General features: G+C 69.3%; 8 protein-coding genes. 4 read left to right on the forward strand and 4 right to left on the reverse strand.

Annotated features, from left to right (window positions below):
- Positions 1-8: 8 nt before the first annotated feature.
- The 3 genes from ACZ6QO_RS08165 to ACZ6QO_RS08175 all read right to left on the reverse strand — a co-directional run bounded on the left by ACZ6QO_RS08165 (position 9) and on the right by ACZ6QO_RS08175 (position 4171).
- Positions 9-1091: a sugar ABC transporter substrate-binding protein gene (locus tag ACZ6QO_RS08165; RefSeq protein ID WP_465848824.1), complete on the reverse strand. Its 1083-nt coding sequence runs from the start codon at positions 1089-1091 to the stop codon at positions 9-11.
- A 369-nt stretch (positions 1092-1460) separates the two neighbouring features.
- Complete coding sequence (locus ACZ6QO_RS08170) at positions 1461-3035, reverse strand: cellulose binding domain-containing protein (RefSeq protein ID WP_465848826.1); 1575 nt, start codon at positions 3033-3035, stop codon at positions 1461-1463.
- A gap of 386 nt (positions 3036-3421) precedes the next feature.
- Positions 3422-4171, reverse strand: a complete 750-nt coding sequence (locus ACZ6QO_RS08175) for a FadR/GntR family transcriptional regulator (RefSeq protein ID WP_465848828.1) — start codon at positions 4169-4171, stop codon at positions 3422-3424.
- Positions 4172-4616: 445 nt separating this feature from the next.
- Between ACZ6QO_RS08175 and ACZ6QO_RS08180 the strand changes: the two genes are divergently transcribed.
- The 4 genes from ACZ6QO_RS08180 to ACZ6QO_RS08195 all read left to right on the forward strand — a co-directional run bounded on the left by ACZ6QO_RS08180 (position 4617) and on the right by ACZ6QO_RS08195 (position 12527).
- Complete coding sequence (locus ACZ6QO_RS08180) at positions 4617-5030, forward strand: hypothetical protein (RefSeq protein WP_465848830.1); 414 nt, start codon at positions 4617-4619, stop codon at positions 5028-5030.
- Between the two features lie 104 nt (positions 5031-5134).
- The gene (locus ACZ6QO_RS08185) at positions 5135-7267 is read left to right on the forward strand and encodes a family 43 glycosylhydrolase (protein ID WP_465848832.1); all 2133 of its coding nucleotides are present in this window, start codon (positions 5135-5137) and stop codon (positions 7265-7267) included.
- Positions 7268-7451: 184 nt separating this feature from the next.
- Positions 7452-9788 (forward strand): beta-L-arabinofuranosidase domain-containing protein, encoded by a 2337-nt coding sequence (locus ACZ6QO_RS08190; protein WP_465848834.1) that lies wholly within the window; start codon positions 7452-7454, stop codon positions 9786-9788.
- A gap of 681 nt (positions 9789-10469) precedes the next feature.
- Positions 10470-12527: a family 43 glycosylhydrolase gene (locus tag ACZ6QO_RS08195; RefSeq protein ID WP_465848836.1), complete on the forward strand. Its 2058-nt coding sequence runs from the start codon at positions 10470-10472 to the stop codon at positions 12525-12527.
- 170 nt (positions 12528-12697) lie between these two features.
- Here ACZ6QO_RS08195 and ACZ6QO_RS08200 read toward each other — a convergent pair whose 3' ends face one another.
- Positions 12698-13720: a cytochrome d ubiquinol oxidase subunit II gene (locus ACZ6QO_RS08200; RefSeq protein WP_465848837.1), complete on the reverse strand. Its 1023-nt coding sequence runs from the start codon at positions 13718-13720 to the stop codon at positions 12698-12700.
- Positions 13721-13722: the final 2 nt, after the last annotated feature.

Consider the following 13722-nt stretch of genomic DNA (forward strand, 5'->3'; position numbering starts at 1 on the left):
AGTGCCTCTCAGCTCAGGTTGTTGCCCCAGAGCGACTTGTCGTCGTTCTTCAGGCTGGAGATGCCGCCGTATGTGCCGCCGTCCCTGGTGACCAGGGGCGCGGACAGCTGGTCCTCCAGGAGTCCGGGACGCACCTCGATGATCGTGCTGTCGTGGTCGGTCTTGCCGGGCTGGAAGGTCTTGCCCTCGGTCGCGGCCTTGGCGTACGACAGCGCGTACTTCGCGTAGAGGTCCGCGGGCTGGGAGACGGTGGCGTCGATGTTCCCGGCGGCGATCTCCTTGAGCTCCTGCGGGATGCCGTCGTTGGACACGACGAAGACGTGCTTGGGGTCGTCCGGCGGGACCAGGAGGTTCCGCTGCTTGAGCACCTGAAGCGTGCCGGCGAGGGCGAAGCTGGACTGCATGTAGACGCCCTTGATGTCCGGGTTGGCGGTGAGGTCGGTCGACAGCTTCTGCGCGGCCACCGCCCCGTCCCACTTCGCGGCCTCGCCGAAGACCTTGATGCCGGGGTAGTTCTGCTTCATGCAGTCGTTGAACGCCTCGGTGCGGTCCCGGCCGTTGATGGACGCCAGGTCGCCCTGCAACATGACGACCTTGCCCTTGCCCTGGAGCTTCTCTCCGAGGAAACGGCAGGCCTTCTCCCCGTACGCCCGGTTGTCCGCGCGCACGACCATGAAGGCGTTGCCGGTGTCCGGGCGGGTGTCCACCAGGACGGCGGAAATCTTCTTGGTCTCCAGCTGCTGGAGCGTGGGGGCGACGGCGGCGGTGTCCTGCGGCGCCATGACGATGCTGCGCACGCCCTGTCCGACCAGGGTCTGCACGTTGGCGGTCAGCTTGGCGATGTCGTTCTGGGAGTTGGTGGTCTTGAGCTCCACCCCCAGCTCACCGGCGGTCTTCGGCACGTAGCTGATGTAGGAGTTCCAGAAGTCGGTGTCCGAGCGCGGGTAGTCCACGCCGATGATCTGCTTCGCCGGCGCGCCGGCGCCACCGGTGTCTTGGCCGCCGCCTGTGCCGCCGCTCCCGCCGCAGGCCACGGCCAGCCACCCCGATATAGCGAGGGCCGCGACGAGCGCGAACCGTCTGCGTTCCATCGTCTCTCCTTTGAAGCACCACGGCTGCCCCGCCGTCGCCGACCGCACCGCACTCGGGCGGGTCCACGCTTCGGTACGTGGAACTCCGGGAGGTTCGCTCGAGCTAGCCCATCACCGACAGGACATGGGATGTCTTTCTATGACCAAACCGAGGTCGGTGTCCAGACCTGCGCCGCGAAATCGCCAATATCCGTGCATATACCGGCGTCCGCACCTCGGCGGCTCGCTGCGCGCACTCGGCGCGGGGCGGAGATGACAACGGATACATCGCATGTCTTCGGCCCTGCGAGCACTCCGGCGCCGCCCGGCGCGCTCGCGCGGCGTCGTACGGCCGCGGTCACGCGCCTGGCGGCGCCGGAGAGCCGATCGTCACGGGTTCGAGCAGGTCACCTCGCTGGGAGTGGTCGAGCCGTTGCCGTTGGCGGTGAACCCGAACGCCGTCGACCCGCCGGCGGGAACGGTGCCGTTGTAGGGGGCGTTCGCCACGGAGATCGTGCCGCTGGTCCCGGTGTTCACGCCGCTCCACAGGCTGGTGATGGTCTGTCCGCCGGCCAGCGTCATCCGCACCGTCCAGCCGTTGATCGCCGACGGGCCGGTGTTGCTGACGGTCACCTCACCCTGGAAGCCGGAGCCCCAGCTGTTGATCAGGCGGTACGTGGCCGCGCATCCGGCCGGCCCGCTCGGCGAGGGTGTGGGCGTCGGGGTCGGAGTGGGCGTGGGGGTGGGGGTGGGGGTCGGCGTGGGGGTCGGGGTCGCGCCGCCGCTGACCCGGTAGACCACCGTGCCGTGCGCCGGGACGCTGGCCGAGATGGTTCCGTTGGTGGTGCTGGTCGCGTTGGTCCAGGCGTCGCGCAACGTGAACGAACCGCCCGACAAGCCGATCGCGGAGGCGGTGGTCGAGACGGTGGTGGTGCCGCCGCCCTGGTTGAACAGCGCGACCGCGACATCGCCGTTGGCCAGCCGCTTGGCCAGCACCCGCCGCGTCCCGTCGTTGCTCACCTGAACCGCCTGCACCCCCAGGGTGTCCTGGTTGATCGCGATGAGATTGGCGTTCTTCAAAATCGTCTGCGTCGCCGAGTCCATGTTCCGCAGATCGTTCCCCGCGATCAGCGGCGAAGCCATCATCGCCCACAACGCGAAATGACTGCGCATCTCGGTGTCGTTCATCCCGCCCCGGCCGACCTCCATCATGTCCGGATCGTTGAACGCCCCCGGCTTGGCGTACCCCGCCAGCGGCACCGTCACGTTCACGATGTTCTGAATCCCCATCGGATACCCGTTGGTCTGACCGGTGTCCCACTTGTTGGTGATGTCCTCGGTCGTCCGCCAGATATTGGCCACATCACCCCAGTTACGCCGCGGCCCGGTCTTGTCATGCACACTGTTCGAATTGATGCTGTACAAGATCGGCCGCCCCGCCGCCGCCAGCGCGTCCCGCATCTTCGCGAACGTCCGCACCTGATCATCGATGCTCCCGCTCGGCGAGCACCAGTCGTACTTCAGATAGTCCACCCCCCACGCGGCGAACTGCCGGGCATCCTGCGCCTCATGCCCCTGCGCCCCCGTCGCCCCCGGATAGGAGTTGAAGTACTGCGCACACGTCTTGTCGAGCGGAGCCTGATAGATCCCGAACTTCAGCCCCTTGCCATGCAGATAATCCCCCAGCGCCTTCATCCCGCTCGGGAACCGCGACGCATTGGCCTGCAGGTTCCCCGAGGAGTCCCGGGTGGAGTTCATCCAGCAGTCGTCCACCACCACATACTGATAACCCGCGTCCCGCATCCCCGACGACACCATCGCATCGGCCATCTGCCGGATCAACGACTCGCTGATATTGCACCCGAAGGTGTTCCAGCTGTTCCACCCCATCGGCGGCGTACGCCCCACACCGTTCTCCAGCGCGCCGGCCTCGGTCTGGACGGCGAGCAGGCCGCCGACGAGCACGGCGGCGGCGAGCGCGGCCGAGAGGGAGCGGGATCCCACCTTGCTCAAGGTTCCTCCTATGGGTGAGCGAGCGGGACGGCCCGGTGCCCGCGGCGATGCCGGGCCTCCTGGCGTCCGCGGCCCCGCATGGCCCCGCGCTCGGAGCACAGCCCACCTGTTAGCGTTAACAAATCGGCTGTTCGAGCACGGCTGGGACGGTCGCGACGGGGATTCATGACACGCCGGAGCAAATCGAAGGATCCGAATCTCGTCAAGGCCCGGCTTCGGCCCTTCCACCGGCCGGGCGGCCCCGAGGGCTCGTACCCGGGCGCGGACCGCGCGCGGGAGCGGCGCGCTGAGCTGAAAATTTCAGGCAGGGAAGCCGCAACGGCGGCCGAACCCCCCGATCAGCGGACGGCCGCCGGGTCGTCGGCCCCGGTCTCCGCGGCGCTCTCTCGCGCCTCGGCGTCGGTGAACGACCTGCCGAGGTTCGCTCTGAGCCAGGTCTCGGTGGTGCTGACGTGCATGAGGGCCGCCGCCTGGGCGAGCGGGGCGTCGCGCAGCACCAGCGCCTCGTAGATGGCGGTGTGCTCGGCCACGGTACGGCCGGCCGCGTTGTTCTCGACCAGCCCGCGCCACACCCGGGCACGAAGCGTCTGGCCCGCGATGCCCGCGAGCAGGGCGAACAGCGATCTGTTGCCGGTCGCCTCGAACACCGCGCGGTGGAAGGCGTCGTCGTGGTGGTTGAGCGCCTCCACGTCGTCCTGGGCGTCGATCATCACTTCGAGGTGACGCTCGACCACCGTGAGCTGGGCGGCGGTGATGCGGGTGGCGGCCAGCCCGGTGGCCACCGGCTCGAACAGGCGGCGCACCTCCATGATCTCCAGCAGGTCGTCGCCGCGGATCATCTCGACGGCGAGGCCGACGCCTTCGAGCAGCAGTTCGGGCTTCAGGCTCGTGACGAACGTGCCGTCGCCCCTTCGCACCTCCAGCACACGGGTGGTGACCAGGGAACGCACGGCCTCCCTGAGCAGGTTGCGGGACAGGCCGAGCTCCACGGCCAGCTCCTGTTCGGGCGGCAACCGGGCCCCCGGCGGCAGCGCGCCTTCCTTGATGAGCTGCCTGATGTGCTCGATCGCCTGCTCGGTCAACGACATAGACGAATTCTCGTCTCTTGGCGCAGGACACGACCACCCGCCCCCGCCGCCCCCCGGCAGGACGGCGCCCACTTCAGAAGGGCGGCGCGGCGTCTCGCCGGAGGGCGGCGCGGGATCGGCCCGCCGCCGCTGAAAGTTTCAACGCGCCGGATCCGCCGGAGTCGCCGCCCGCTCCAAATATCCGCACACCAGGCGCGCTCCGGCGCCCCGGGGCGCCGGGACGCACGAGGCCGGGCCGTTGACGAAAGCGGGCGTGTCGTATTGGCTCCGCCCCACCACCGTCTCCGGCCTCGAAGAGAGGAGCGATCGGGACCGTCCGCACATGTTAGCGCTCACAATATCGCCGTTCGGTCCGTCCGAATCGAGTGCCGACTGTGTCCCGAATCCGGGATTCCTGTCGGACCCGCAGGAGTCGTCCGTCCATCACCTCACCGGGAAGGTGGTCGTGAGAATCACATCGCCGCCGTTCGTCGACGTCAGATCCAGGCGCGCCGCCGGCGCGCCGCCCGGCGGCGGCGGTCGCACCCGCTCGGTCGCGGTGGAGAAGCCCGGCTACAACTCCGACGCCGGGAACGTCGACTGGTGGCGGTTCACCACCACCGGCGGCGGGAACCCGCTGACGAAGGGCGACATGGAGGGCGGCACGCCGAGCGTGAAGGCCACCCTCGCGCTGACCGCCGACGGCACGACGCGCTACATCCGGCTCACCCCGGCGGCGACGGCGAACACCGGCGGCTGGACCCGGATCTCCGCCAAGGCCGAGGTGTCGTGGACCGGCACATTGCCGAACGCGAGTTTCTACGTCGAGACCGCGTCGGGCACCGACGGCTTCTCCATCGACGACGCCTCGTTGCAGTAGCCGCCCGGCGATCGGTGCGAGCAGCGGTTCCAGGGTTCGGCCGATCTGAGACCCCACAGTCGTGATCAGGCCGCCTGGAACCACCTCGTCCCCCAAGGAGAGTCATGATCAACACCGTTGAACCCCCGCGGCCGGTGCCGCGGCGGCGAAGTCTGTGGTCGCGGGTGGCGGCCATCGTCGTGGCGATGCTGCTGGCCGGCACCGCCGCGGCGGTGAACTCCTCGACCGCGTCGGCGGCGACCGTCGACACCAACGCCTGGTACGTGCTGGTCAACCGCAACAGCGGCAAAGCCCTCGACGTGTACAACCTGTCGACCGCCGACGGCGGCCGGATCACGCAGTGGACCCGCAACAACGGCAACAACCAGCAGTGGCAGTTCGTCGACTCCGGCGGCGGCTACTACCGGCTGAAGTCACGTCACTCCGGCAAGGTACTGGACGTCTACAACTTCTCCACCGCCAACGGCGCGTCCATCGTGCAATGGGCCGACGGCAACGGCACCAACCAGCAGTTCCGCCTGGCCGACTCCGCCGGCGGGTACGTGCGGCTGATCAACCGCAACAGCAACAAGGTCGTCGAGGTCCAGAGTGCCTCCACCGCCGACGGCGGCAACATCGTGCAGTACGACGACTGGGGCGGCAACAACCAGCAGTGGCAGCTCGTCCAGGTCGACGGCGGCTCCGGCCCGACCCCGACTCCGACCCCGACTCCGACTCCGACTCCGACGGGTGGTGGCGGCACGTACAACAACCCGGTCGTCTGGCAGGACTTCCCCGACGTCGACATCATCCGGGTCGGCGACGCCTACTACATGTCGTCCTCGACCTTCCACTACTCGCCTGGCGCGCCGATCCTGCGCTCCTACGACCTGGTGAACTGGGAGTTCGCCGGCCACTCCGTGCCGACGCTGGACTTCGGCAACAAGTACAGCCTGAACGGCGACCGCGCCTACGTCGACGGCATCTGGGCGTCGGCCTTCGGGTACCGCCAGAGCAACAACCAGTTCTACTGGCTCGGCTGCATCGACTTCGCCCGGACGTACGTCTACTCCTCCTCGTCCGTCGAGGGCCCGTGGCAGCGGCGCTCGGTGATCAACAACTGCTACTACGACGCCGGCCTGCTCGTGGACGACAACGACACCATGTACGTCGCCTACGGCAACAGCAACATCAGCGTCGCCCAGCTCTCCGCCGACGGCACGAGCCAGGTGCGGACGCAGCAGGTGTTCACCACGCCCTCCAGCGTGGGGACCCTCGAAGGCGCGCGGTTCTACAAGCGCAACGGGGCCTACTACATCTGGCTCACCCGTCCGGCCAACGGCCAGTACGTGCTGAAGTCCACCAATGGACCGTTCGGCCCGTACGAGATGCGCCAGGTGCTGCTCAACATGCCGAGCCCCATCTCCGGCGGAGGCGTGCCGCACCAGGGCGGGCTCGTGCAGACGCAGAACGGCGCCTGGTACTACATGGCGTTCGTGGACGCCTACCCCGGCGGCCGGGTGCCCGCCATGGCGCCGGTCACCTGGACCTCCGACGGCTGGCCGGTCGTGACGACCGTCAACGGCGGCTGGGGCGCGACCTACCCGCGCCCGAACCTGCCCACGCCGCCGCGCCAGGTGAAGCCGCTGACCGGCACCGACACCTTCTCCGGCACGACCCTCGGGCCGCAGTGGGAGTGGAACCACAACCCCGACACCAGCCGGTACTCGGTCAACGACGGCCTGACGCTGCAGACGGCCACCGTCACCAACGACCTATACAACGCGCGCAACACCCTGACCCACCGCACACAGGGACCGTCGTCCACGGCCACCATCGAGCTGGACTACTCGACGATGCGCGACGGTGACCGCACGGGTCTCGCGATCCTGCGCGACTCCTCGGCCTGGATCGGGGTCAGACGCGACAACGGCGCCACCCGGGTGGTGATGACCAACGGCCTGAGCATGAACGGCAGTTGGAACACCACCAGCACGGGGACCGAGGTCGCGTCCGCGTCCGTCTCGGGCGGCCGGATCTGGCTGCGGGCCACCGCGGACATCCGCCCGGGAACCGGCAGACAGGCCCGCTTCTCCTACAGCACCGACGGGGTGAACTTCACCTCGTTCGGCTCGGCGATGACGCTGGGCAACGCCTGGCAGTTCTTCCCCGGCCACCGGTACGGGATCTTCAACTACGCCACCCAGGCGCTCGGCGGCTCCGTCACCGTGCGCCGGTTCGACCTGACGACCCCGTAAGGCTCCGAGCGTGACGACCGGCGGTCGTGTTCCGTGTGTTCCCGGGCACGGCCGCCGGTCCACCGCACTGGTGGCCGATGGCTCTCACCGTGCGGCTCCGACCACCCGAACGCTGCACCAACGCCTCGAAAGCACTGATTGTTAGCGCTAACAACCCGTCCCCCTTCCCGTTTCAGGAGATCAAGTGCCGTCCTCACCTCTCAGCCGCCGTCAACTGTTCCAAGCCGCGGGTGTCGCCGTGGTCGCCTCCACCGCCGCCCAGGCCGTCGGCGCCACGGCGGCCGAGGCCGCGGTCGTGCCCCCCGCCCGGCCCGACATCGGGGTGTCGGCGTACGCGTTCGACGCCGGCCAGGTGCGGCTGACGTCCGGCCGCTTGATGGACAACCAGAACCGCACCCTGTCGTACCTGCGGTACGTCGACGTCAACCGGATGCTGTACAACTTCCGGGCCAACCACCGGCTGTCCACCAACGGCGCCGCCTCCAACGGCGGATGGGACGCCCCGTCGTTCCCGTTCCGCACCCACATGCAGGGGCACCTGCTCACCGCGTGGGCCCAGGCCTACGCCGTGCTCGGCGACACCACCTGCCGGGACAAGGCCACCTACATGGTCGCCGAGCTGGCCAAGTGCCAGGCGAACAACGGCGCCGCCGGGTTCAGCTCGGGCTACCTGTCGGGCTTCCCCGAGTCGGACTTCAACGCCCTTGAGGCCCGCACGCTGAACAACGGCAACGTGCCGTACTACTGCATCCACAAGACCCTCGCCGGCCTGCTCGACGTGTGGCGCCTCATCGGCAGCACCCAGGCCCGCGACGTGCTCCTCGCGCTCGCCGGCTGGGTGGACCAGCGCACCTCCCGGCTCAGCTCCAGCCAGATGCAGAACATGCTGGGCACCGAGTTCGGCGGCATGAACGCCGTGCTGACCGACATCTACCAGCAGACCGGCGACTCGCGCTGGCTGACGACCGCGCAGCGGTTCGACCACGCCGCCGTGTTCAACCCGCTGGCCTCGAACTCCGACCAGCTCAACGGCCTGCACGCCAACACCCAGGTGCCCAAGTGGATCGGCGCGGCCCGCGAGTACAAGGCCACCGGCACGACCCGCTACCGGGACATCGCGAGCAACGCCTGGAACATCACCGTCGGCGCGCACACCTACGCGATCGGCGGCAACAGCCAGGCCGAGCACTTCCGCGCCCCGAACGCGATCGCCGGGTACCTCGCCAACGACACCTGCGAGCACTGCAACACCTACAACATGCTCAAGCTGACCCGCGAGCTGTGGCTGCTGAACCCCGACCGGGTGGCGTACGTCGACTTCTTCGAGCAGGCGCTGTACAACCACATCCTCGGCGCGCAGAACCCCGCCGACGGGCACGGGCACGTCACCTACTTCACCCCGCTCAAGCCGGGCGGCCGCCGTGGTGTCGGCCCGGCGTGGGGCGGCGGCACGTGGAGCACCGACTACAACTCGTTCTGGTGCTGCCAGGGCACGGGGGTGGAGGTGAACATGAGCCTGATGGACTCCATCTACTTCTACAACGGCACGACGCTGTTCGTGAACCTGTTCGCCCCGTCGGAGCTGAACTGGACCCAGCGCGGCATCACGGTCACGCAGTCCACGTCCTTCCCGGTGAGCGACACCACCACGTTGCAGGTCGGCGGGAACGCCGCCGGATCGTGGACGATGCGGATCCGCATCCCGAGCTGGACCAGCGGCGCCACCATCAGCGTCAACGGCGCCCAGCAGGACGTCGACACCACGCCCGGCGCCTACGCGGCCGTGACCCGCGACTGGGCCGCCGGCGACACCGTCACCGTCCGCCTGCCCATGCGCGTGGTCATGAAGGCCGCCAATGACAACTCCAACGTCGCGGCCGCCACCTACGGGCCGGTCGTGCTGTCGGGCAACTACGGCAACACTTCGCTTTCGGCGCTGCCCTCGCTGAACACCGGGTCGATCACCCGAACCAGCACCACGGCGCTCGCCTTCACCGCCACGGCCAACGGCTCGTCGGTCAACCTGGGTCCGTTCTACGACGCGCACGGCCACAACTACACCGTCTACTGGAACACCAGTGGGCAGGGCAACGGCGGGACGGGAAGCTACCGGCTGGTCAACGCGGCCAGCGGCCTGGTCCTCGGCATCCTCAACATGTCCACGGCGGACGGCGGTCTCGCGCTGCAGTGGATGGACAACGGCACCGCGGACCACAACTGGGTGATGGTGACCGACGGCAACGCCGTGCGGTTCCGCAACGTCAACAGCGGCAAGGTGCTGGGCGTGGAGAACATGTCCACCTCCGACGGCGCCCGCGTCCTGCAGTGGTCCGACAACGGCACCGCCGACCACCGGTGGACTCTGGTCAACAACGGCGACGGAACCTACAAGATCCGCAACGTGAACAGCGGCAAGCTGCTCGCGATCCAGAACAACTCCACCGCCAACGGCGCCCAAGCCGTCCAGGACTCCGACAACGGAACCGCCGACAACCGGTGGCGACTCGTGGCCAACAACTAGAACCCGCCTTCGCCGGAGCGGCGCGCCCCGCTCCGGCGAAGGGCCGCGATGAGATCGTCCCCGTCGATGAACGTTTCATCGGCACGCCGCTCTCACGCGGTGCGACCACCCCTTCGTTCGAGCAGATGAGCATGCGCCCCGGCCGCGCGGGGCGGCGAGAGGAGGTGATCACGGGCCTTGACGGCCGTCCGCCGGTTCGTATTAGCTCCGCGCACGACCACTTCCCCCTGACGAGAAGGAGTGATCCGACAGCCACCTTTTGTTAGCGCTAACATCGCGCGGCCTCCAACGGACGCCAGGAGCCGGACCGACCCGACCTCGGCCCGGCCGCGCGCCCGCGGAGCCTTGGTACGGCACCGAGCCGCGACCTTCCCCCCGGCACTCCCGGGCGTCGGACCGGCCGCCGGACCTGATCGGTAAGCGATCTTCGCCTTGGAGGTTTTCCATGTTCAGATGGAATGTTTCACGGCCGTCCGCCGCCATGGCGGTGTGGGGGTCGTGCGTTCCCGTGCACGCGGACGGCGCAAGCCCGCCGGCGCGTCGCGCCCGATCCGCGGACCCCGGACCGTCCAGTGCGCTCCGTCGCCTGGCGTGCTCTTCCCCCCGGACGGAACCGGGCTCGATGTTAGCGCTAACTCACCAACTCATCGATCACGTCATCGTGCCGGGAAGGGCGTGGACATGCGCGCGCTGAGTCTCAATCGTCACCGCCGCCGGTTCGCGGCCCTGGCCGCGGTCATGCTGACCGCTCTCGGACTGGTGAACGCGGTCGCCGCCGACGCGGCCACGGGATGCCGGGTCACGTACACGGTGACCAACCAGTGGCAGGACGGCTTCGGCGCGAACGTGGTCATCGACAACCTCGGCGACCCGATCGACGGCTGGCGCCTGACGTGGGCTTTCACCGCCGGGCAGACCGTCACCCAACTGTGGAACGGCACCGTCGCCCAGTCGGGCGCCCAGGTCACCGTGACCAACGCCCCCTACAACGGGTCCATCCCCGCGAACGGCACCGTGTCGTTCGGCTTCAACGGCGCATGGAGCGGCGGCAACCCCGTACCCGCGAGCTTCGCCCTCAACGGCACCACCTGCACCGGCGTCCCCGACCCCACGCCGACCCCGACGCCCACTCCCACTCCCACTCCCACGCCCACCCCAACGCCGACACCCACCCCGACACCGACTCCCACCCCCACGCCGACGCCCACCCCGACGCCCCAGGGGCCGTGGCCGCCGTCGTCGCAGTTCTCCAACCCGGTGCTGTGGGAGGACCTCGCCGACGTCGACATCCTCCGGGTGGACGACACCTACTACTACTCCGCCTCGACGATGCACTACTCCCCCGGCGCGCCCGTCCTGCGGTCCTACGACCTGGTCAACTGGGAGTTCGCCGGCCACTCGGTGCCGAAGCTGGACTTCGGCTCCAAGTACGACATGAGCGGCGGACGCGGCTACGTGCGGGGCATCTGGGCGTCGTTCCTGAACTACCGCAAGAGCAACCGGACGTTCTACTGGGGCGGCTGCATCGACTTCGACAAGACCTACATCTACACCGCCTCGTCGGTCGAGGGCCCCTGGAGCAGGCTCACGACGATCAACGGCTGCTACTACGACGCCGGGCTGCTCGTCGACGACAACGACAAGTTGTACGTGGCCTACGGCAACACCAACATCAGCGTGGCCGAGCTGTCGGCGGACGGCCGCACGCAGGTCCGCAGCCAGCAGGTGTTCACCACGCCGTCGAACATCGGCACCCTTGAGGGCTCGCGCTTCTACAAGCGCAACGGGGCCTACTACATCTGGCTCACCCGTCCGGCCAACGGCCAGTACGTGCTGAAGTCCACCAACGGCCCCTTCGGCCCGTACACCCTGCGGCAGGTGCTGCTCGACCTGCCGGGCCCGATCTCCGGCGGCGGCGTGCCGCACCAGGGCGGCCTGGTGCAGACCCAGAACGGCGACTGGTACTACATGGGATTCGTGGACGCCTACCCCGGCGGCCGCGTCCCGGCCCTGGCCCCGGTGACCTGGACGTCCGACGGCTGGCCCGTCCTGCAGACCGTGAACGGCAGGTGGGGGACGCAGTACCCCTACCCGAACGTCCCGCGCCCGCCGCGCGAGGTGAAGCCGCCGACCGGGGTGGACACCTTCGCCGGCACGCAACTCGGCCCGGAGTGGGAGTGGAACCACAATCCCGACACCAGCCGCTTCTCGGTGAACAACGGCCTGCGCCTGCAGACGGCCACGGTCACCAATGACCTCTACAACGCCCGCAACACCCTCACCCACCGGATCCTCGGCCCGAGTTCGACCGCGACCGTCGAACTCGACTTCTCCGGGATGCGGGACGGCGACCGCGCCGGGCTGGCGATGCTGCGCGACTCCTCCGCCTGGATCGGCCTCAAACGCGACGGCACCACGACCCGCGTCGTGATGACCAACGGGCTCACCATGGACGGGAGCTGGAACACCACCGGCACGGGGACAGAGGCGGCGAGCGCCGCGGTGTCCGGCGACCGGATCTGGCTGCGCGTCAACGCCGACATCCGCCCGGGCAGCGGCAGGCAGGCCCGCTTCTCCTACAGCACCGACGGGGTGAACTTCACCTCGCTCGGCCCCGCGTTCACGATGGGCAACGCCTGGCAGTTCTTCATGGGCTACCGCTACGCGATCTTCAACTACGCCACCCGGTCGCTCGGAGGCGCCGTCACCGTCAACCGCTTCGCCCTGACCACGCCCTAGCTCCGCGACGGGAGCCGGCTCCGGGCCCGCGGCCGGCTCCCGTCCCGGTTCCGAACGGTCCTGGTCACCGGCAACGGTGACCAGGACCGTTCGTGGGAGCCATGAGCGCCGGCCGGGCCCTCGCCGGTCCTGAGGTCCGTACGGGCGTCAGCGCGAGATCCGTACGGGCGTCAGTGTGGGGGCCGGCTGCGTGGGGGTGGGGTGTGGTCGCGTTGGAAGGTCGCGTAGAGCCACCACAGGGACGGCAGCAGCAGGACGGCGCCCACGGCGAGCGAGCCGAGGGTGGCGGCCAGGACGCTGGGGGTGGCGGCGGCCTCGGTCAGGCTGACGCCGGGAAGCAGGAGGGGGTACTGGCCCACGCCCCAGCCCCACAACAGCCCGGCCACGGCCAGCGCCGCGGTGAGGCGGACGGCCAGGTAGGCGCGCCGCCACAGCAGCACGAGAGAGACCAGCCCCGCGGCGATCGACAGCACCAGCAGCGGCAGCGCCCGGCCCGCGGTGAGCTGGGCGAACAGCGGCGGCACGTCGGCGCGTAGCACCAGAAGACCGGCCCCCGACATCAGCCCCACGACGGCGCCGCAGGCCAGGGCGCGGCGCCGGAACTCCTCCGCCAGGTCATGCTCGCCCGCGCGCTGGGCGTCGCGGGTCAGGTACACGGCGGCGAGGTAGGCGGCGGCGCCGACCGCCAGCGCGCCGGCGGCCACGGAGGTCGGGTTGATCCAGCTGGAGACGGTGTCGCCTGCTGCGATGCCCGCCGGGACCCGCCCGGAGGCGATCGCGCCGGCCACCGCGCCCAGGAAGAACGGCGTGACGACCGAGGAGAAGGCGAAGGCCGCGCCGAACAGGCGGCGCTGCCACAACCGGGTGGAGACCTTGCGGAAGGCGAAGGCGGCGCCGCGGGCGATGATGCCCAGCGCCGCCAGGGTAAGCGGGATGTACAGGGTGGAGGCCACGGCGGCGAACACGGCGGGGATGCCGGTCCACATCAGGACGATCACGAAGATCAGCCAGACGTGGTTGGCCTCCCACACGGGTCCGATGGAGTGCTCGATCAGGTCCCGCCGGCGCCGTCCCGAACGGGAGCCGCCGGCCAGCAGGTCCCAGACGCCGCCGCCGAAGTCGGCCCCGCCGAACAGGACGTACGCGGTCAGGCCTACCCACATGACGGCGAGGGTGATCTCCGCCAACGGCATGA

The sequence above is a fragment of the Sphaerisporangium sp. NPDC049457 genome (genome assembly GCF_055586705.1).

What these genes read in the sequence shown, in the direction of transcription:
- ACZ6QO_RS08175 (WP_465848828.1), bottom strand. Translation starts at nt 4,171, where the DNA reads ATGTCGTTGACCGAGCAGGCGATCGAGCACATCAGGCAGCTCATCAAG.
- ACZ6QO_RS08195 (WP_465848836.1), top strand. Translation starts at nt 10,470, where the DNA reads ATGCGCGCGCTGAGTCTCAATCGTCACCGCCGCCGGTTCGCGGCCCTG.
- ACZ6QO_RS08165 (WP_465848824.1), bottom strand. Translation starts at nt 1,091, where the DNA reads ATGGAACGCAGACGGTTCGCGCTCGTCGCGGCCCTCGCTATATCGGGG.
- ACZ6QO_RS08185 (WP_465848832.1), top strand. Translation starts at nt 5,135, where the DNA reads ATGATCAACACCGTTGAACCCCCGCGGCCGGTGCCGCGGCGGCGAAGT.
- ACZ6QO_RS08200 (WP_465848837.1), bottom strand. Translation starts at nt 13,720, where the DNA reads ATGCCGTTGGCGGAGATCACCCTCGCCGTCATGTGGGTAGGCCTGACC.